The 19,246-nt window shown below is 34.4% G+C and carries 20 protein-coding genes and 1 pseudogene; 14 read left to right on the plus strand and 7 right to left on the minus strand.

Annotated elements, in window-relative coordinates:
- Window positions 1–178 precede the first annotated feature (178 nt).
- Window positions 179–814 carry a manganese efflux pump gene (locus tag BN1075_RS02040; protein ID WP_235777739.1) on the minus strand — a complete coding sequence of 212 codons (636 nt, stop codon included), beginning with the start codon at window positions 812–814 and terminating at the stop codon, window positions 179–181.
- Window positions 815–983: 169 nt separating this feature from the next.
- On the opposite strand from BN1075_RS02040, the gene BN1075_RS02045 reads away from it, so the two are divergent.
- Window positions 984–1,652, plus strand: a complete 669-nt coding sequence (locus BN1075_RS02045; protein WP_040191379.1) for a helix-turn-helix domain-containing protein — start codon at window positions 984–986, stop codon at window positions 1,650–1,652.
- Between the two features lie 124 nt (window positions 1,653–1,776).
- Here BN1075_RS02045 and BN1075_RS02050 read toward each other — a convergent pair whose 3' ends face one another.
- Together BN1075_RS02050 and BN1075_RS02055 are read right to left on the minus strand one after the other, a co-directional pair.
- Window positions 1,777–2,880 (minus strand): GGDEF domain-containing protein, encoded by a 1,104-nt coding sequence (locus BN1075_RS02050; RefSeq protein ID WP_040191381.1) that lies wholly within the window; start codon window positions 2,878–2,880, stop codon window positions 1,777–1,779.
- Between the two features lie 78 nt (window positions 2,881–2,958).
- Window positions 2,959–4,059 (minus strand): GGDEF domain-containing protein, encoded by a 1,101-nt coding sequence (locus tag BN1075_RS02055; RefSeq protein ID WP_040191386.1) that lies wholly within the window; start codon window positions 4,057–4,059, stop codon window positions 2,959–2,961.
- A gap of 307 nt (window positions 4,060–4,366) precedes the next feature.
- Between BN1075_RS02055 and BN1075_RS22065 the strand changes: the two genes are divergently transcribed.
- From BN1075_RS22065 to BN1075_RS21365, 7 genes are all read left to right on the plus strand, one after another.
- The gene (locus BN1075_RS22065; protein ID WP_235777740.1) at window positions 4,367–4,675 is read left to right on the plus strand and encodes a hypothetical protein; all 309 of its coding nucleotides are present in this window, start codon (window positions 4,367–4,369) and stop codon (window positions 4,673–4,675) included.
- Between the two features lie 36 nt (window positions 4,676–4,711).
- Window positions 4,712–5,395 carry a response regulator transcription factor gene (locus BN1075_RS02065; RefSeq protein WP_040191387.1) on the plus strand — a complete coding sequence of 228 codons (684 nt, stop codon included), beginning with the start codon at window positions 4,712–4,714 and terminating at the stop codon, window positions 5,393–5,395.
- 184 nt (window positions 5,396–5,579) lie between these two features.
- Window positions 5,580–6,944: a sensor histidine kinase gene (locus BN1075_RS02070; RefSeq protein ID WP_040191388.1), complete on the plus strand. Its 1,365-nt coding sequence runs from the start codon at window positions 5,580–5,582 to the stop codon at window positions 6,942–6,944.
- Between the two features lie 32 nt (window positions 6,945–6,976).
- Window positions 6,977–7,591, plus strand: a complete 615-nt coding sequence (locus tag BN1075_RS20530) for a DUF2318 domain-containing protein (RefSeq protein WP_052406341.1) — start codon at window positions 6,977–6,979, stop codon at window positions 7,589–7,591.
- Entirely contained in the window at window positions 7,591–8,976 is a 1,386-nt protein-coding gene (locus BN1075_RS02080; RefSeq protein WP_052406342.1) for an urease accessory protein UreH domain-containing protein, read from the plus strand. Before BN1075_RS20530 ends, BN1075_RS02080 begins: the two co-directional genes overlap by 1 nt.
- A 114-nt stretch (window positions 8,977–9,090) precedes the next feature.
- On the plus strand, window positions 9,091–9,387 hold the full coding sequence (locus tag BN1075_RS02085; protein WP_040191389.1) for a hypothetical protein: 297 nt from the start codon (window positions 9,091–9,093) through the stop codon (window positions 9,385–9,387).
- 73 nt (window positions 9,388–9,460) lie between these two features.
- Window positions 9,461–9,637 (plus strand): LDCC motif putative metal-binding protein, encoded by a 177-nt coding sequence (locus BN1075_RS21365; RefSeq protein WP_156132718.1) that lies wholly within the window; start codon window positions 9,461–9,463, stop codon window positions 9,635–9,637.
- A gap of 315 nt (window positions 9,638–9,952) precedes the next feature.
- Here BN1075_RS21365 and BN1075_RS02090 read toward each other — a convergent pair whose 3' ends face one another.
- From BN1075_RS02090 to BN1075_RS02105, 4 genes are all read right to left on the minus strand, one after another.
- The gene (locus tag BN1075_RS02090; protein ID WP_040191391.1) at window positions 9,953–10,852 is read right to left on the minus strand and encodes a sensor histidine kinase; all 900 of its coding nucleotides are present in this window, start codon (window positions 10,850–10,852) and stop codon (window positions 9,953–9,955) included.
- Between the two features lie 9 nt (window positions 10,853–10,861).
- Window positions 10,862–11,689, minus strand: coding sequence for an ABC transporter permease (locus tag BN1075_RS02095; RefSeq protein ID WP_040191392.1), 828 nt, complete (start codon window positions 11,687–11,689; stop codon window positions 10,862–10,864).
- Entirely contained in the window at window positions 11,682–12,596 is a 915-nt protein-coding gene (locus BN1075_RS02100; protein ID WP_040191393.1) for an ABC transporter ATP-binding protein, read from the minus strand. Before BN1075_RS02100 ends, BN1075_RS02095 begins: the two co-directional genes overlap by 8 nt.
- Window positions 12,597–12,689: 93 nt before the next feature.
- A complete protein-coding gene (locus BN1075_RS02105) occupies window positions 12,690–13,352 on the minus strand; it encodes a response regulator transcription factor (protein ID WP_040191727.1) in 663 nt (220 codons plus the stop codon).
- A 451-nt stretch (window positions 13,353–13,803) separates the two neighbouring features.
- Between BN1075_RS02105 and BN1075_RS02110 the strand changes: the two genes are divergently transcribed.
- From BN1075_RS02110 to BN1075_RS02130, 6 genes and pseudogenes are all read left to right on the plus strand, one after another.
- Window positions 13,804–14,418, plus strand: coding sequence for a hypothetical protein (locus tag BN1075_RS02110; protein ID WP_040191396.1), 615 nt, complete (start codon window positions 13,804–13,806; stop codon window positions 14,416–14,418).
- A gap of 181 nt (window positions 14,419–14,599) precedes the next feature.
- A complete protein-coding gene (locus BN1075_RS02115; RefSeq protein WP_040191397.1) occupies window positions 14,600–15,265 on the plus strand; it encodes a response regulator in 666 nt (221 codons plus the stop codon).
- Between the two features lie 513 nt (window positions 15,266–15,778).
- Window positions 15,779–18,016 carry a DEAD/DEAH box helicase gene (locus BN1075_RS02120; protein ID WP_040191398.1) on the plus strand — a complete coding sequence of 746 codons (2,238 nt, stop codon included), beginning with the start codon at window positions 15,779–15,781 and terminating at the stop codon, window positions 18,014–18,016.
- A gap of 19 nt (window positions 18,017–18,035) precedes the next feature.
- Window positions 18,036–18,439 (plus strand): annotated as a pseudogene (locus tag BN1075_RS22070) (nuclease-related domain-containing protein); the annotation flags it as partial.
- 72 nt (window positions 18,440–18,511) lie between these two features.
- On the plus strand, window positions 18,512–18,721 hold the full coding sequence (locus tag BN1075_RS22075; protein WP_235777742.1) for a hypothetical protein: 210 nt from the start codon (window positions 18,512–18,514) through the stop codon (window positions 18,719–18,721).
- A gap of 1 nt (window position 18,722) precedes the next feature.
- On the plus strand, window positions 18,723–19,031 hold the full coding sequence (locus tag BN1075_RS02130; protein ID WP_040191399.1) for a nucleoside triphosphate pyrophosphohydrolase: 309 nt from the start codon (window positions 18,723–18,725) through the stop codon (window positions 19,029–19,031).
- Window positions 19,032–19,246 lie beyond the last annotated feature (215 nt).

A 19,246-nucleotide genomic window follows, 5' to 3' on the forward strand; every position in this document is an offset into this window, starting at 1 on the left:
AAAGAATCCAATGGTAAGCATATTATATTATCAAAGAAGCTTCCTTTGTTACAAGGGAAAGGTCTAAATTAAATTTTAGAACCTATGCTGAGGGGAATATAGCTTTTTCCATTGGGGGTAAAAACCCAGTGTTTATATAGATAGAAGGCTGCAGTAAACTGCAGCCTTCTCATTTTGATTAAATTACCTTTAAGAAGGCTATGGTCATTAGGGTTACTCCGGTTATCCAGGATAGGTTGAAGTCTATTTTATGGGAGAGTACTCTTCCAAGATAAGAACCACAGACTATGGCAGCGATGGTTGAGAATAAGGACAATCCAATTATTAAAAAAGGATTTACGGAAGTAAGCCCAACTCCAAAACCAACAGCTAATCCATCTAGACTACAGGCAAGAGCGATGGCTGCAGCTTCACTGGCGTTTAGTACTCTGTCATGGGTGGTGTCAAGAACTTCAGGGCATACCCCTAGGTTAAGGTCAAACTCCAAATCAAAGATTTTAAAGTGTATTTCTTTAAAAGTTAGATTTCTCTTTTTTAAGTAACCTTTGAAAAGACTTTCAAATAAGCGTAGGATACCAAGGGTTAGTAGTAAAACAAAGCAGATTAAAAGAGTAAGGTGTGGGGTTAAAAAGGCTGAAATTGCTTTACCAGCAAAGAGGGAAACTCCGAGAACTGAGGAGCAGATTACAGCTATTATCATCATTGAGTAGTAAGGCATTTTTATTTTATTAACACCATAACCGAAGCTGGTGGCAAAAGCATCTATGGAAAGGCCTATTACTAATAATAGAGCCTGTAATATTGTCATTAACATAAGCATTACCGTCCTATAAGTTATATATATTTATATTACCATAGTATCGAAGTTGTCAAGTTTGTTGACAAATTCTCAACGAATTATTTGAGAAAACCTCAAATAAACGTTTCACATTTTATCTATTAAAAGCATATATATAATTAAGTAGAGCTAAGAAGGTGAGATTATGAAGGAGGAGGCTAGAAGTTTTGGACAGACTCTTAAGATAATGCTGCAGGGGAAAGGTTATACAATGACAAAGCTGGCGAAAGAGTGCGGCCTTGATAAAGCAACAGTGTCTAGGATTGCTAATGATAAACAACAGCCCAATATAAATCAGTTAAAGAGTTTTTCAAAGGTCCTTGGAGTACCATTGACAAAGCTGCTTAAAGCTGCAGGACATGAAATTGTTGAGGAGCCATCAACACTAAAAGAAGAAAATGCTATGTATGATTTTAGTAATGATGAGGATATCTTGAACTTTACTAATTTGATTAAAAGTGATGAATTGGTGGCAAAGGTTGAAAAGGAGTTTAACAAGTGCATTGACTATATACAAACGGATGAAGGAAAAAATGTGCTTAAGGAAAGCTTTGATAAGAAGGTTAATAATGTGGAGAGCAAGGGTAAATTTGTGGACAAAATCAATGAGCTCTATGCAATATTCTGCAAGTCACAGCTGAACTCACAAACCTATATAATTGTTGGAGCGGCTTTATTGTATTTCGTTATTACCCTGGACATAATTCCTGATTATATCTTTCCGATAGGCTTTATTGATGACATGATTGCTATTAATCTTATATATAAATATCTTGGGAAGGTTAATATGGAGGACATAAATAGTGCTTTATAAATTTAAAGCTTTAAGTTTTAGAATTTATAAATGAAAGGGGCTCACTTTTATGAGTTCCTTTTTAAAATATAGAATTACATAATGAAATAGGAAAGTGAAAAAGCAGCCTTTGAAGGCTGCTTTTTTATATGTTTATTAACTTTCTTTTATAATGTTTTTTGTAGTTGTACATGTAGTTGTCTGCTTCCCTTACAGCCGCGTAGATATCTTTTTCCTCCTTATGATTGTAGAAGAAGTAGCCATAGGAGAGAAGTTTTGACACGCCCATTTTTTTCTTTTCTGGAATGAGTTCTTCCTCAAGGGCAGTAAAGGCTGCTGCGATGGTTACTGGCAGTTTTTTGTTCAGAATTACACAAAATTCATCTCCTCCTATTCTATATGTGTAGCCATAGGGAGCAAAGTGATTCTGCAGCAGCTCTGCAGCCTTTTGAAGAACCTCATCGCCGTAATAATGGCCAGAGTTATCATTTATTTCTTTAAAGTCATTTACATCTATATTAATGATGGTTACAGAATGCTTTTTATTAAAGTAGGTTAAATCTCTTTCATACATATGCCTGTTAAACAGGTTTGTTAGGGTGTCACGTCTTAGATTCTGATGTAGATGAGTAATGTAGTAGAACATCAAACATACAGATACTGACGACCACACCAAAATCAAATCAGCATGACGAAATTGCATACATATAGCAGTTAACATCACCACAAAATTTACAATAAAGCATATGGTATCATCAACCTGAAATCTTCTTGCTTTTGAAAATTCTAAGGCAAGAAAGCTTAAAAAATATAACAGGCTTAGTGCAAATTGCAGGATAAATAATGGACCACGAAAGTACACATTAGCTGCTGTTACTGAGAAGATTAAGCCTGTCCATAAACTTGAGATACTAAGACCTGCATTAATGATCAAAGGCAGCTTAAGAAGACTTTGATACTTCTCAAGAGAAGTGTTTATCATTGAAATAACCAGCAGATTATAGCCAATAAAAGGTGCAAGGGTAAAGGTTGTACATCTGCAAATCAGGGTTATTTGGTAAGAGGGTGCAGCACTAGCTGCATTTATGGCAATAATTATATCTAATATTGATTGTAAAGCAGTTATTCCAAGAGCAAAAAGAAAATGCCTTGATGATTTGCGTTTAAGATTTCTTTTATCGAAACTTATAAGAAATATAATTAATATTAGAGGAATTAAGGTAAGCATATTTCCACAAACTGAACTCATATTAACAGCCCTCCTTACACGTTTGATTTTTAAAGCTTACTTAAAATATTTTACAATAAAATTACAAAAAATTCAATATTAAGTAATATAATACTTTCTGCTTTTGTTTTTTTCTTTGCAAATATACATATTATTGTCTGCTATCTTTATGGCATCATAGATATCCTTATGAAGCTTTGGATTATATTCACAAAGGCCGTAGGATAAAATCGGGGAAATACTAAGCCTGTTTTTGGTGTGTAGGAATTCTGCTTCAATGTTGTTGAAGATTTCATGGACTTTGCTTTCTTTAATATTTGAAGCAATTATTGCAAATTCATCTCCACCAATTCTATAGGTATAGCCATAGGCTTCAAAGTGTTTTCTTAAGGTTAGTGCAATGGAGCATAACATTTTGTCCCCTGTCATATGACCAAAGGTGTCATTAACCTTTTTAAACTGGTTTACATCGATAATGATTAAAGTTACACCTTCCTTATCAATAGACTTCAGAAGGAGGTTGTCATAGCATAAGCGATTGTAAGCCATGGTTAGAGGGTCACGACGCAGTTGCATGCTTTGGACGCTTATAAAGTAAAAAATAAGACAAATGGAGATTGTACCCCATATTAAAAGTAAATCAGGGAAGAAGACTTGAGCTATTATGCTGCCAAGGATTAAGCAATAGATAGCACCCTTGCAGATTAAATCCTCAAGCATATAATCTTTGATTTTAGTAAGGTCTATGTACACAAAGGCTATTATGTAAAATAAACTTACAAGAAATTGAACGTGAAAAAGTGGTCCACGGAAGTATTGATTAAGTGGAGTAACAATGAATATCCAATCAAACCAGATGCTTCCAAAACTTAAAAAGGCATTGCAAATAAGTGGTATTCTGATGATGTTTTTATATTTTTCATACTTAGTATCTTTCATAATGATAGTAAGCATTAAGTAAGCAACTAAGGGTGCAATTGCAAAGCCAAAGGCATTGGCAAAGGCTGAAATTATTGCTGCCATAAAGGTATTGGCTTTGTTTAAAATAGTAACTATCTCCAGCGAGGATTCAAGAGCAGTTGCTGAAAGAAGATAAAGAAAATTACGCTTTTCTTTGAATTGAATAGGATTTATTATAACTAAAGTTATTATCAACAATAAAGGCAATAAGGTTATTAAATTTGCTGAAATCGATGGCATGGATTCACTCCTATCTAGAAAATTAAAACTTAAAAACTTTTTCTAAAGTTTCCATAAGTGTATTATTAAAGGTTATATTTATATTAAATACTGAAATTTAAAATTTTTTATACTAATTTAACTAGCTAGAATATTTTATCATGAAACAGGGGCATGGACAATGGACTGAGGAAAAGTACAACATAGCATATCCTTAAGCCTGAGTTTTTTCAGATTTAAGGATAAAGGTTTGAGGAAAAGAGTGTATCTCCATAATATCTTCACATTTAAAGATTATGATAAGTGTATAAAAGGCAGGGAGGTAATTATGGTGATAAAGGATGAAAGAGAAAATAAAAATGAAGGTGCAGTAATAAATGACAGTGGGGCTGTGGTATATGAAGAGCATAAAGGGCATAGCTGCTGTAGAGGAAAGGACGGACAGTTAAATATGAAAAAACATTTCCTTCATATGATATTGTGCTGTGGTATTCCAATAGTAATATTACTTATGTTACCATTTATTGCGAGGGTAAGTCCTTGGGGTGCAGGAATTTTAAGTTTAATTGCACCATTTATATGCCCGTTGATGATGGGTGGAATGGTATTTATTATGTTTAGAAACACTAAGAAGTAGTGAAGAAATATAGAAAGGTTTAGGTGAGGTGAAAGGATGAAGGAAAGGATACTTGTTGTAGATGATGAGCGTAATCTATTGATGGTGGTGAAGGATTATCTTCTCATTGAAGGCTATGAGGTCTATACGGCAGAGAATGGCAGAAGGGCACTGGAAATTTTCCAGGAAGTAAAGCCTGATTTCCTTATCTTAGATTTGATGCTGCCGGATATTTCGGGAGAAGAGGTTTGCAAGAAAATAAGAAGTGAAGGAGATACACCAATTTTGATGCTGACAGCTAAGACCAGTGAGGATGATAAGGTGGAAGGCCTTTATATTGGTGCCGATGATTATATGACAAAGCCCTTCAGTCCAAGAGAGCTTGTTGGAAGAGTTAGAGCGATATTAAGGAGAACTAAGGGCAGTGGTGTTTCAGATATATTAGAGTTTAATGAGGGTGATTTAAGTATAGATATACCAAAGCATCTTGTGAAAAAAGCAGGGGCTGAAGTAAGTTTAACTCCTAATGAGTTTAAAATTCTCCTTACTTTGGCACAAAATCCAAGGCGGGTTTTCACAAGGGCACAGCTGACAGAGCTGGCCTTTGGGTTTGACTTTGAAGGCTACGACAGAACTGTGGATACCCATATTAAGAATTTGAGGCAGAAAATTGAGGATAACTTGAAGGAGCCTAAATATGTGGTGACGGTGTATGGAGTGGGATATAAGTTTTTGAATTAGAAAAATTAAGATAAAAAGTTGAAAACTAAAAATTGAGAATGAGAAATTAAAGAGTAAAGATTAAAGAATAAAAAATAAGAAATATGAATTAAGAAATATGAATTAAAAGGTAAGAATTAAAAAATAAGAAGTAAGAAGTAAGAAGTAAGAAGTAAGAAGTAAGAATGAGGAAAGGTGATTGCTGATGAGTGAAAGACAAGGGCTTAGAGAAGAGCTGAGAAATAACTTCATATTAATTGCGGTGCTTTCCATTGTTATTGTGGCAGTAATTTCTAATTTGAGCATTAACATATTCTTCTCTAAGTACCTTAGGGAAGCCAGGGAGCGGGATGATGAAAAGGTTCTTGGGTATGTTCAGAAGGTTTATGGGGATTACGAAGGTTTAACCCCTGATGCAATTATGAGTATGGTTCATTATGCCTTTAGTGAGTCTGTGACTATAGTTTTGAAGGATGAAGCTGGAGGAGTTGTATGGAGCAGTAATTCTGGAGATATGATGCACTGTTTAGACGGAACAGTGGTGGAGGAAAGCACTCTGAAGTTTCGCAGTTACCCAGTGGACTTTATGGGTTCTGACATAGCTTCAGTGGAAGTTGGAAGGATTAAAAGTATAGTGGGTTCCGTGGAGGATAAGAGGTTTATTGGAGCTATTAATCTGGCCTTTGGCTTAGCAGTTATATTATCAGTGCTTATTGCCTTGGTGACAAGCTCTAGGGTTGCAGGGCGATTCCTTAAACCTATCTATTCCATCAGAGAGAACATTGGCCTCATTGATAAAGGAAAGTATAAGGCACTGGTACCTGTGGACACAAATACTCATGAGCTTTATGAAATGTCAAAGTCCATTGAGGAGTTATCCCTTAGACTTTATCAGCAGGAAGCCTTAAGAAAAAGGATGACAACGGATATGGCTCACGAGCTTCGAACACCGTTGGCGACACTTCAAAGTCATATTGAAGCCTTTATGGATGGAGTTTGGAAAACAGATATGGAGAAGCTGTCCATTGTTCACGGAGAAGTGCTTCATTTAACAAAGCTCATTAAGGCCCTTTCGGATTTAGCAATTATTGAAAATGATGAAATTAAGATAAATAAGAAAACCATAGATTTATCAAAGCTAATGAAGGAAATTGGAGAAAGATTTGAGCCTTTAGCAGCAGGGAAGAATATTGCAATAAAATATGAGATTGAAGATGGAATTATCATGGAGGGGGATATGGACCACCTAGAGCGAATCTTCATCAACGTATTATCCAACAGTTATAAGTACACCAATGAAGAGGGTGAGATTTTCCTTGGATTAAAAAAGGAAGGTCAGAGAGCTAAGGCTGTGATAAAAGATAATGGAATTGGAATACCAGAAGGTGATTTAAAGCTGGTGTTTGAGAGATTTTACAGAAGTGATATTTCAAGAAGCAGAGGTACTGGAGGTACTGGAATTGGACTTACCATAACAAAGACCTTGGTGGAGGCTAATGGAGGAAATATCACCATTGAAAGTCAGGTAGGACAAGGAACTTCTGTAATCTGTGAGTTTAGTGTTAATTAAGAATTTAGAATTTAGAATGGAGAATGAGAAAAGTGAAGAAGAAAAAGAAAAATATACTTCCAGTGGTGGCGGGGGCTGTGGCAGTTACAGCCCTGGTTATCACCTTTGTTAATAAGGAAAAGGCTCTGGAGGAAGAGCGATTAAGTGCTAATGAGTATTATAAAGATGTTAATGAACTTTATAAAGAAAATGAAAATAAGGATGGCTTTACTGCGGAGGTAGTTCCAGGAAGTGATGCGGGTTCTTCAAGCAAAGAGGTTGAGGGAACTTTAAATGAGGCAGGAGATTTAGTGATTAATCCTGGTGATATTGGAGAAGGAGCAACCTTCTTTCAATTAAATGTAAAGGGTACGGATATGGCAGTAATGGCAGTTAAGGCTGAAGATGGAACTATTAGAACAGCTTTTGATACCTGTCAGATTTGTAATGGAAGTCCGTATGCTTATTTTGAGCAAAAGGGAGATAAATTCCAGTGTCAAAACTGTGGTAATGTATACAGCAGGGATATGATTGAAACTGAGCGTGGAGGTTGTAACCCAGTGCCGATTATGGCAGAGGAAAAGACAGAAACAGAAAATGAAATTATTATACCAGCAAAGGTTCTTGAAGAAAACTCAGGACGCTTTAGGAATTGGAAGAAACTATAATGGCCAAGAAAACTCAATCAAATAAGGAAAATACTAATAAGCTAAAGGTGGAAAACACCGAGCAGTTTAATAAGGAAAATAAAATTAAGCTTAAGGTGAAGGGTATGACCTGCGCCCATTGTGAGCTCACCATAGAAGAAGGCCTAAGGGAATTACCGTCAGTTAAAGATGTCCAAGCCTCCTTCAGTAAGGGAACAGTGATTGTTGTATATGAGGATAAGGAGCCTTCCAAAGGTGATCTTGAAGAAACCTTGAAAGATTTAGGATATTCCCTAGAGAACAATGAGGAAAACTCAAGGGAGTTAAAGGAGAAAAGAGGAGAAGTTCTATATGTATTAATAATCATTTTGGGTGGTTATATGATTTTAAAGGAGCTGGGACTTTTAAACTTCACAGATTACTTCCCACAGGTGGAGAGCTCCATGGGTTATGGCCTCCTCTTTGTTATAGGCCTTTTAACCTCTCTTCACTGCATTGCCATGTGTGGAGGAATAAACTTGGCACAAAGCATAAACTCCATTGAAAAAAGCACCTCCTCCTTGAAGCCCAATGCCCTTTACAATTTAGGAAGGGTTATATCCTATACTATTATTGGAGGATTGGCAGGAGCTTTAGGATCAGTGGTGACGGTAGGTGGAACCTTCAGAGTCACTGTCGCTATCCTTGCAGGGGTGTTCATGGTTATCATGGGAATAAACATGACTGGAATCTTTCCAGGGCTAAGAAGGTTTAATTTAAAAATGCCAAAGTTCATAGGAAAAAGGATTAATGGAGCAAAAAGAAAAAGCACCTCCTCCTTTTACATTGGCTTATTAAATGGATTAATGCCCTGTGGTCCACTTCAAAGCATGCAGCTTTATGCTCTATCCACAGGAAGCTTTGCAGCAGGAGCATTATCTATGTTTTTATTCAGTCTTGGAACGGTACCGCTAATGTTTGGGCTTGGAACCTTAACTAGCAAGTTAAGTAAGAAATTCACGGAGAAAATCATTACAATAGGAGCAGTATTGGTGGTGGTATTAGGAATTGGAATGCTTAATAATGGCTTAGCACTATCAGGAATTGTGGTATCAAAAACCAGCAGTAATGTGGAGGCAATGAACACAGCCACAGTGGAAGGCAATTATCAAAGCATAAACACCAGCCTTGAATTCAGAGCATATCCAGTGATTAAAGTAAAGGCAGGAATTCCTGTTAAATGGACAATAACAGCAGAGGAAGGAAAACTTACAGGGTGTAACAATGAAATCATAATACCAAAGCTAGGAGTGACAAAGGAGCTGAAGGAAGGTGAAAATGTTATAGAGTTTATGCCATCAGAACCAGGTCAATATGGATATAGCTGCTGGATGGGAATGATAAGGAGCACCATTATAGTGGAATAAGATTAAAAGCAATGAAAAATAGAAGATGAAGTATTAATGAGGGAATTCCTTAGGGATTCTTATCATTTAATAATATAAATAAAAAGTAATGAGGCTCATTTAGGAGGAAGAACAATGAAAAAATACACAAAGGTTTTAACATTATTATTAGGAGTAGGAATAGGTATTGGAGCAAGCAGCTTCATGGGAAACACAAATAACACGCAAACAGCTTACGCAAACAATGGAATAGGATACACACAGTTAAGCGGAAATTATGAAGAAGGACCAGAAGATAATGATGAATACTATTATAATGAAGAGTGTTACAGAGACGGTGGCTCAAGAGGCTGTGGAAGAGGTTCTAGAGAGAGTTATAGAAATCAAAACTACAGAAACAACATGATGAATAGAAATGATGGAGACCTTTAAAAGAATAGCTATGTACAGAACCAGAAGGTAAAGCATAGGGTAGTAGTATAATAATAATCTATAAGGTGATGAAATGAGTAAAAAACTAAAGGTAGAAAAATCACTAAAATCATTTGAAAAATCTATGAAATCCATGAAAAAATCTATAAAAAAATTTCTTAATGACATTGAAAAAGCAAATGAAAAAGAATTTGGTAAAAGTGGTCAATTAGATTGCTGTAAATTAAATAAATCACATAAGAAAAAATAACATATAAAGCTTAAAGTAATAAAAAAATAAGATGAAATTAAGGTTATCTTCATAAAATCCTCACAATTGAGGAGTAATATAAGGATAAGCTTAATGAACTAAAAAACAACCCCTGTTATTAGGTGAATTAAGCTTAAAAAAGTGAAGGCTAAAACAAGAGAACAGTTAATCCTACATAAGGAAGCTGTTCTCTTTTTTAACTAAAATAAAAACAAAATGTTGATTATCTGCTAAAACACTGTGCTAATTGGTGTTTATATAAGATTTAAGGGCTGGTTTTACCACTGATTTACCACAAATATATTGAGTCACCTTTTAATTGTCCGAAACATCTGGCAACTGAATGCAGATACTTAATATACTATTTGTATATTGTGCAACAATTTTTCCGTTCATTTGTTCCATTAATATCTTGGCAATAGACAATCCTAAACCTGTTGACTTTCTAGCGTCCTCTACTGTATAGAAGCGGTCAAAAAGTTTTGCGACTTGTGTTTCAGTTAATCCGGAAGCATGATTTGAAAATACTATCTGTCCATTTTCGGATAGGATAATATGCAAATCTCCATCGCTATACTTCACTGTATTACTCAATATATTTTCAAAAACACGAGAGATTGCGTTTCTGTTAAGAGAACACACCACATTTTTCTCTGGAATCACTATATCCGGAATAATATTACAATTCTTTATTACTGCATAATAAGATGCAATACTTTCTTCCAAAAGATTATTCACAATTACAGATTCAACAGAAATATGCTCCACGTTAGAAGTAGTAACTGTGTAGTGAAACAATTCTTCTGTTAGATTCTTTAATACCATTATGCGGTTCTCAATTTTGCTTAAGTATTTATTTATTAAATCAGATTTTTCCTCGTGCTTTAGTAAATCTAAATACGCATAGATTGCAGTCAATGGGGTTCTTAAATCATGCGAAATATTTGTGATTGCATCTTTAAGCTCTTTGTCACTTTGATAAAAATGCTGACGTTGCTTATAAAGTTCTTCCAGTTGCATATTGACGCTAATTGCTAATTCTCGCATACAATTATCATGACTAGATATGTCTATTATTGTATTTGTTTCATGCTCTGCTTTTTCTACTAAACCGATTCTAATTTCTTTGGCTGATTTTCTCAAAAGATAAATTCTTATTGCAAAAAAAATATTTATACTCAGACTTACAATTAACAAACATATCTTGATTTCCATATTTGACCTCTATTTAATATCTTTTTTCTTAAATGATTTTATTCCAATTCCAGTTGTGATGACAAGAATAATACTTGAATATATAGACAGTTTATAGGGGGTTGATACTTGCATACTAGCATATTGAACCATTTGCCCACCGGGAAGAAAATCATATAAGAATTCATAAGCACCACGTTCCAATCCATCTACATAACTTGGATTTGGTGTATCTACGTCATACACAGGCGAACCATTTGTACTTGTGTTAGCAGGAATCATCTCTGGTTCGGCTAATTTAGCATATATTGCAGTTCCTAACATAAAAAAGACTAGTGTGCTAAGAATACAAATCACTGCTACCAAGGCTTTATTTTGGTTTAGCATAGAAATCAGAGTAAAAATAGATGAATAAGCAATTGTTAATATATACATATTTAAGATTAATGCTATAACAAATCTCAAGTCTGTTTCAAAAGTTCCGTGTAAAAGCAATCCGATACCTAAACTTATAATAAAATAGATAGTACATAAAATGCATACTACAATAATATTAGTAAACCAAAATGAATAATAAATTGTTGCTCTTGAATGTCCAATTATAATTTTATTTCGGATTGTACCATCACTGTATTCTGTTCCAAGAAACAGAGAACAAAAAACAGCCAGTAAAATTGCTAAAATGATTGAACAGGCAGAAAATGTCCCCTCTAAGAAAAACGTATTTGAAAAATTCTTCGCACTATTATAACGCAGTAGTGGAGTAAGTATTCCTGTGATTATTGTAATAACCACACAGGTAAAAAACACTTTATCCTTTGACAGGCGAGAAAGGTTTGCATATATCAGCTTATTCATATTTGCGACCTCCCATCAGATTTATATAATAGCTTTCTAAAGACTCCTCAATATCATGTATAGAAAGAATATCGCACGCTACTTTTGACAGTTCAAGAGATAATTTGGAAATAGGTATTTCGCCATATATACTCACTTTTTCATCTGAAAGAATGTCATATTTGTATTCCATTTTATCTAGTACAAGTAAAAGCTTTTCCACATCAGAGACAACCAACTCAACACGCTTCTGGCGGGATGCTTCCAATTCCTTTGCCGTGATTTCTTTTACCATAACTCCTTTATCTATAAATCCATAATGCGTTGCAAGACGAGAAAGTTCGTCTAAAATATGACTGGAAATGATTACGGTAATCTGCTTTTCGCGATTAAGTTTCAAAATTAGCTCTCTTATTTCTATAACTCCCTGTGGGTCAAGTCCATTAGTAGGCTCGTCTAAAATAAGCAAATCCGGGCTTCCTACTAAAGCAATAGCAATACCTAATCTTTGTCTCATACCTAATGAAAAATTTTTCACCTTCTTCTTTCCAGTATTTTCGAGACCAACAAGCTTCAATAAATCAGAAACAGAGTCAAAGGACGGTAAGCCAATAATACTACATTGCTGTCTCAAATTATCTGTTGCTGTCAAATCAAGATAAATGGACGGCGTTTCTACAACTGCACCTATTTTTCTTTGTGCCTTTAAAATAGCACCATTTGTATTATTCACACCATACAATGTGTAATCGCCAGAAGTAGGCTTGTGCAAGCCACATATCAATCTTATTAAAGTGGTTTTTCCTGCACCGTTTTTTCCAATAATTCCGTAAATAGAACCTTTGGGAACGTGCATAGATAGATTGTTCAGTGCTTTATAGTTCTTGTATATTTTACTCAAAGCATTTGTTACTAAGACATACTCCATGTATAACACCTCTCTTTTCTTTGATAAATTTATTCTAATGTAAATCTGTTAAGAAAGCTGTTAAGAAAAGTGTTAAGCATTTGTAAAGATTTATTATTCTGACATTTTAAATCCGATTCCCCAAATCGCTTCAATATATTCTCTACCATTAACTTCACGCAATTTTTTACGTAAATTACTGATATGCACCCTCAATGAATTTTCCATACAGTCGGGTGTATCTTCGCTGATACGGTCAAGTATCATTGTTTTTGTAATTACTTGTGTAGGATTTTGCATGAGAAGTTTCAATATAGCATACTCTGTTCTTGTCAGTTTCACGGTTTCTTTATCTACCGACACAAAATGAGTATCTGTATTCATCTGAATATCTTTAAATTCCAAAAATACTTTTTCATCAGAACTGGTTGCTTTTCTAAGCTGAACAGTAATTCTTGCTAACAGTTCTTCCGTATCAAATGGTTTCGTTACATAATCAACTGCACCACCAAGCAAAAGAGCAACTTTATCTTTTACATCTACTTTTGCACTCATAATGATAACAGGAGTTCCCGTTATTTTAGTAAGAACTTCCTCCCCATTCATTCCTGGTAACATTAAATCCAATAATATTAAATCGGGTTTGTTTGAAGAAAGAACATATAATGCTTCTGTACCCGAATAAGCATGAGATACCGAATAACCAGCATTTACTAATATATCGTCAAGTGCTTCGCTGATATGAATATCATCATCTACAATTAAAATATGTTTCATATTAAAATCCTTTCTAGTTATAAGCAACATATAGTTGTTCTTATTCATTATAATAGATTTATTCTCATTCCTCAATTAAACTTTAAAGGCTTTCGGTAAAGGAAATTCTGTAAGCCTTTAATTATTCTATCCTAAAATCTTCCAGTAGCTATCCTTATGAAGCATCAACTCAAACTGTGAAATCTGTGTCGCTTTTAGAAATCAGAGATAGTGTAAGCACTCGTTATATTTCTCCTTTTGATTACCATTCACGAGAAACAAAACGCCTATCAAGAACTCGCCACGAAGTGGTATATCGTATTCTTGGTCAAGCTTTTTTGTATCTTCAAAAAATAGTTTTAAATAATGGAAAGAAATGGTTTTAAGTGAAAAATAAAGAATTGAAGAGAATTAGAATACAATTTATTTTTTTACTTAAACTAAAGGTATAAACTATAAGGAGGTAAAGGAAATGAAAAAGTATTTATCTGTTTTAACCATTTTAGGGCTTTCCTTAGCAATGGTAGCTTTCACAGGGTGTGGCAAAGATGGTGTGACCGACACACCAAATACTCCATCTAAGGTTGAGGACAACACAGCAAATAAGGATACTGCAACAAAGGATACTCCAACAACAAAGGAAGAGTACGGAAAGTATATATCAGAAAGATATGATTACTACTTTAAAAACGATACTCTTGGTGAAGAGTATAATAGGTATAACATATATAATGATGAATTTACCTATAATGGTACATATGATGAATTTGTAACTGGCTTTAATGATTTTTATGCAAAGGACAGAGCAAACCTTGAAGCTTTTAAGAAGGATATAGAAGCTAATTACAGAAAAGGTGACCCAGAGGTTGATAAATATCATAATGAAGTTATAACTTCAATCGATAAAGCTATAGCTGCAAGTGATGAATATGGCACAAGTTTTACAGAGAAAACTAAGGATTATGGAACATTAGCTAAAGATGAAGTAGTAAAAGGCTTAAGAGACCTTGGCAGAGTTCCTCATGAAGCAAGAATGGAATTTAACAAATTAGTGAATGATGCTAAGGATAGAATGGGAATTAAATAGGTAAAAGAAAGCAGCTGAACTCTTGGAGGGAGGCTGCTATTTTAATGTAAGGAATTAAAATAGAGTTTTAGACAAAATATTAATTCATAATACAATATCTTGAATAAAAATACATATAATGTTAAAATAATTCAAAAGAGAGAAATTTAATTAATATTCCAGTTAGAAATGAGGTGGGAATATGATTAGAGTATTAATTGTTGAAGACGATCCAATGGTAGCAGAATTAAACAGAGGATACATAAACAGGATGGATGGGTTTAAGGTAGTCGGAATTAAAGCTGATGGGAAGGAAGCCTTAGAATACATAAGTAAAAAACAAGTGGATTTATTGGTTTTAGATGTGAATGTACAAAAGATAAACGGTTTAGAGGTTTTAATCCAAATAAGAAAAAGCCAGAAAGACATAGATGTAATTTTTATAACTGCTTCCAGGGAAAAAGGTGTGGTTGGGAAAGCGTTGAAGCTTGGAGTAATTGATTATTTGATTAAACCTTACACCTTTGAGAGACTGCAAGAAGCCTTAGAAAAATATAAAAATCAATATCTGCTTTTAAATAGTAATGCTGAAATAGGTCAAGCGGAAATAGACAAATTGTTTAAACGTACAGTGTCAGTGGAAGTGCCTAAGGGAATTCATCGTAAAACTTTAGACAAGATTAATAAGTACCTAAGCACTGCCTCAAGGGAAATAAGGGTAAAGGAAATGTCAACAGCTCTAAAAATTTCAGAGGTAACAGTACGTCATTACTTAGACTACTTAACGGAAAAAGGATATCTTTATAAGGACTTAGAATACGGGTCCATGGGACGACCAACTATTTTATATGTAATGAGAGAACATTAAACTACAAAAAACATTTTAAAAACTTAAAAAAGTATTAAAAAACTTAAAAAACAACAAAATTTTTAAAGTTCTTGTTATACTTATCATAGGAAGTCTGTTTGCCACTTTAGTTTCTAGTCCTATCAAAATTAATCACCTGATAGCAACCCCTGCTTCCTAGGGTGATTTAAAAGGATAACACAGTACAGAAAGTCGCAGAGGACTTGTTAACTGAACTGCTTAAGGAACAAAAGATTTTGAGAAACAAAAGATAAAAACAACAAAGGATTTTAAAGAACAAAAGATAAAAAGAACAAAAGATAAGTAACACACATAAGCTTAAAAATATAAAATTATGAGATTATAACCGAGTAGAGAGCTGCTCGGTTATATTTTTTTGCATTCATTAGATTTTTCTTTAAATAACAAAAGGAATACCACTGAAATATAGTAAAATATTTACATAAAACGATATTGTTGATAGAATTAGTATGTATGGAATTGTAGAAATACACCTTATCAGGAGGAATTGTGGTGAAGGAAGAAAAAATAAAATTAGCCAGCGGGGCTGAAGATAAATTTGTAGAATTGTTTAGTGAGGTATTTGGTCCAGAGAAAACAAGCAACCTATTAATTCAATATGGAATAAATGATATATACGGAAAAAGCAGATACATAGATTTTGCAGTTTTAACGGAGAAAGAAAAAATTGCGATTGAGATAGATGGAGAAGGGATACACGAACCTGGAAAGGTATCCCATGAAAAGTATTATGATGACCTTTTAAAGCAGAACAGTATTATATTTCAGGACTGGAAGCTTTATAGGTGGACAGATGGGCAGCTTAAAAGATTCCCAGACCTAGTTAAGGATCAGATGATGACCTTCTTAGGAGATGCCATTGAAGAAAGCATTGAAGATTACCTGCCACAGCCTAAGGGAGCTGTTTTAGAGCTTAGGGAACATCAAGAGGAGGCTTTGGAAAGCTTAAGAAGAATGAGAAGTGAAGGAGATACCATTGCACTTTTATATCATGCCACAGGAACAGGGAAAACTGTAACAGCGGTGGAGGATGCAAGGAGTATTGGAGGTAAAACTCTATTTATTGGACATACTCAGGAACTTATTGAGCAGGCTAAGGGAACCTTTGAAAAGCTTTGGAGTGAAGCTACTTGTGGAGTTTACATGGGAGAGGTAAAGGAAAAGGAAGCTCAAGTTATTTGTGGCTCTGTTCAAAGTGTAAGTAGAAATATTGAGGAATTCAAGGAAGAGGAATTTGATTACATAATAATAGATGAGGCACATCATGGAGCAGCAGACAGCTATAAGAAGATATTATCTCACTTTAAGCCAAGGTTTACTCTAGGTCTAAGTGCCACACCAGAAAGAGCTGATGGAGAAGATGTTCTGGAGCTGTTTAAAAATGTGGCTCACAAGATAGACTTAGAAACAGCAGTAAAGCAGGGAATTCTGGCAGAGGTAAGATGTATAAGGGTTAAGACAAATGTAGATATATCTGACGTTAGAATTAGAGGAATAAAATACGACTCAAGAGATTTAGAAAGCAAGCTCTTTGTACCAGAGAGAAATAATCTTTTAGTAGATACCTATATCAATTATGTTAAGGGAAAAAGAACAGTGGTATTCTGTGCTTCAGTTCACAATGCAGAACAAGTGGCAGAAGCTTTCAAGGAAAAAGGAATAAAAGCAGAAGCAGTATCAGGAGGTCTTAAAAAATCCAAAAGAGACAGAATTTTAAAGGATTATGAGGAAGGCAGAATAACTGTCCTTTGTGCCTGTGATTTATTAAATGAAGGCTGGGACAGTTCACGTACAGAAGTACTGTTCATGGCAAGACCAACCATGAGTAAAACCATATACATGCAGCAACTGGGAAGAGGAACAAGAAAGGCAGAGGGGAAGGATTATCTTTTAGTCTTTGACTTTATAGATAACTCAACCTTATTTAATGCACCACTTTCTACCCATAGAATGTTTAATATGGAGCAGTATGTACCAGGAGCGTTAGTACTTGGCTTTGGAGACAGAAAGTTCAAAGAAGCAGACTTCTTAAGAAAAGGTGAAAAGCCAGTGGAGCTCATTGACCTTCCGGTGGACATCATGGATTTAGAGCACATCAATCTTTTTAACTGGCAAGAAGAAGCTAAGAATATGATATCTCAAATAGAATTTGTAAGAAGAGTAGACGTGCAGGCAGAAACTATAGGACGATACATTAAAGAAGGAAAAATTGTAGCAGATTTAGAAGTGCCATGTGCTAGCACAGCCTTTAAATACTTTAAGGAAGAAACAGTACTGAAATATGCGGAGAAATTTGGCTGGGATATAATAGACGACTCAAACATCTGTGAAAAGTTCATTGCATATGTGGAGAAAATGACCATGTCAGCCTCCTATAAACCCGTACTTTTAAAAGCCATGCTGGCCGAAGCAGACAGTAAAGGTAGAGTTTTAGTGGAGGATTTATTAGACTTCTTCATTGATTTCTACGAAGACAGGAAAGCAAGAGGACTTGTAGCTGAAAAGAAGAAGTCACTTTACAATGATGAAGTTATAGATAGAAGAAAAGCTAAAGCAAACATCTTCTCAAATCCTTTCAAACGCTTTGAAGATATGAGGTTCATGGAGAAATGCAGGGACATTGAATATGTTCAGTTTAATAAAAAGATATGGAAGAAGCTTACCGTGGAAGAAAAGGTGAGATTGGATGGGGTTTGTGAAGAAAAGTTGAAAGGGTATTATGGGGAGTAAAATAAGATAGGGGATATTTATGGGGATTATAATTTTAGTATTGGTTATTATTGGAATCAAAAGCTATTTTATTAGAAGAGAGTTTAATGATTCACTGTATGGAATTGTTAGTGGAAACAGCTTGAAAAGTACTATTTATGATAAGGGGAACTATGGAGAGTATCTAACATTTTTACAACTAGAGAAACTGGAAGGAAATAATAAAGTGCTTTGCAATTTATATATTCCTAAGCAAGATGGAAGTACTACTGAAATTGATTTGATAATGATTAATAAATCGGGGATTTATGTATTTGAGTCGAAAAATTATAGTGGCTGGATATTTGGAGATGAAAAAATAAAAACTGGACTCAAACTTTTAAAGGTGGAAAAAAGAATCATTTTTTTAATCCAATATGGCAAAACAAAAGCCATATTAGTGCATTAGCTAGCGTCATAAGTGATATAGATAGTACATGCTTTTATTCTTACATAATATTTAGTGAAAGATGTACCTTGAAGAAGGTAGTAGCTACATCACCAAGGACATTTATATTAAAAAGAAATGAGTTATTATCTAGATTAAGAATGGAATTAAGTATAAACTATGAGATTTTATCTGAGGAAAAGATAAATAAAATCTACTATGATTTAGTGAAATATTGTAGAGTCAATGAAGCGGTTAAGGAAGAACATATAAAAAGTATAAAAGCAAGGAAGGCGTAAGATGAAAGTATACGATAAATTAGTAAGAGATAAAATTCCAGCAATAATAGAAGCTGACGGAAAGAGCTGTGACGTTGTCATAGCTTCGAAGGAAGAAATGGGAGAATTATTAGAGAAAAAATTAATGGAAGAGGTTAATGAGTATTTAGAGGATAAGAACTTAGAAGAACTGGCAGACGTAATGGAAGTTCTGTTTGGATTGGCTAATCATCTGGGGTATTCACAAGAAGAATTGATGGAGAAGAGAAGAAAGAAGTTTGAGGAAAGAGGAGGATTTAAAGAGGGGATTGTGTTGAAGGGGGTAAGGTGAAGGATTAGTTAGAAGGATGCAGATCATGCTTCGCCTCCACCATGAAACCCTCGACAATACAGAAATGTGTTGTCGAGGGTTATTTATTTTAAAACAGAGAATATTTAATAGTGGTGTAAGTAAGTTTAGTTTTTACTAAAATTATAAATTAGGTTAAAAATTAATAGATAGTCTTGAATTAAAAGGAAGTATTAAATATTGTTAAAAAGTGATAT

Origin of the sequence: Clostridium culturomicium, assembly GCF_000821305.1 — a bacterium.
GTDB lineage: Bacteria > Bacillota > Clostridia > Clostridiales > Clostridiaceae > Clostridium_J > Clostridium_J culturomicium.

What these genes read in the sequence shown, in the direction of transcription:
- BN1075_RS02085 (WP_040191389.1), top strand. Translation starts at nt 9,091, where the DNA reads ATGAAAAAATACACAAAGGTTTTAACATTATTATTAGGAGTAGGAATA.
- BN1075_RS02110 (WP_040191396.1), top strand. Translation starts at nt 13,804, where the DNA reads ATGAAAAAGTATTTATCTGTTTTAACCATTTTAGGGCTTTCCTTAGCA.
- BN1075_RS21365 (WP_156132718.1), top strand. Translation starts at nt 9,461, where the DNA reads ATGAGTAAAAAACTAAAGGTAGAAAAATCACTAAAATCATTTGAAAAA.
- BN1075_RS02095 (WP_040191392.1), bottom strand. Translation starts at nt 11,689, where the DNA reads ATGAATAAGCTGATATATGCAAACCTTTCTCGCCTGTCAAAGGATAAA.
- BN1075_RS02055 (WP_040191386.1), bottom strand. Translation starts at nt 4,059, where the DNA reads ATGCCATCGATTTCAGCAAATTTAATAACCTTATTGCCTTTATTGTTG.
- BN1075_RS02040 (WP_235777739.1), bottom strand. Translation starts at nt 814, where the DNA reads ATGTTAATGACAATATTACAGGCTCTATTATTAGTAATAGGCCTTTCC.
- BN1075_RS02130 (WP_040191399.1), top strand. Translation starts at nt 18,723, where the DNA reads ATGAAAGTATACGATAAATTAGTAAGAGATAAAATTCCAGCAATAATA.
- BN1075_RS02090 (WP_040191391.1), bottom strand. Translation starts at nt 10,852, where the DNA reads ATGGAAATCAAGATATGTTTGTTAATTGTAAGTCTGAGTATAAATATT.
- BN1075_RS22065 (WP_235777740.1), top strand. Translation starts at nt 4,367, where the DNA reads ATGGTGATAAAGGATGAAAGAGAAAATAAAAATGAAGGTGCAGTAATA.
- BN1075_RS02065 (WP_040191387.1), top strand. Translation starts at nt 4,712, where the DNA reads ATGAAGGAAAGGATACTTGTTGTAGATGATGAGCGTAATCTATTGATG.
- BN1075_RS02115 (WP_040191397.1), top strand. Translation starts at nt 14,600, where the DNA reads ATGATTAGAGTATTAATTGTTGAAGACGATCCAATGGTAGCAGAATTA.
- BN1075_RS02050 (WP_040191381.1), bottom strand. Translation starts at nt 2,880, where the DNA reads ATGAGTTCAGTTTGTGGAAATATGCTTACCTTAATTCCTCTAATATTA.
- BN1075_RS02100 (WP_040191393.1), bottom strand. Translation starts at nt 12,596, where the DNA reads ATGGAGTATGTCTTAGTAACAAATGCTTTGAGTAAAATATACAAGAAC.
- BN1075_RS02080 (WP_052406342.1), top strand. Translation starts at nt 7,591, where the DNA reads ATGGCCAAGAAAACTCAATCAAATAAGGAAAATACTAATAAGCTAAAG.
- BN1075_RS02105 (WP_040191727.1), bottom strand. Translation starts at nt 13,352, where the DNA reads ATGAAACATATTTTAATTGTAGATGATGATATTCATATCAGCGAAGCA.
- BN1075_RS02070 (WP_040191388.1), top strand. Translation starts at nt 5,580, where the DNA reads ATGAGTGAAAGACAAGGGCTTAGAGAAGAGCTGAGAAATAACTTCATA.
- BN1075_RS02045 (WP_040191379.1), top strand. Translation starts at nt 984, where the DNA reads ATGAAGGAGGAGGCTAGAAGTTTTGGACAGACTCTTAAGATAATGCTG.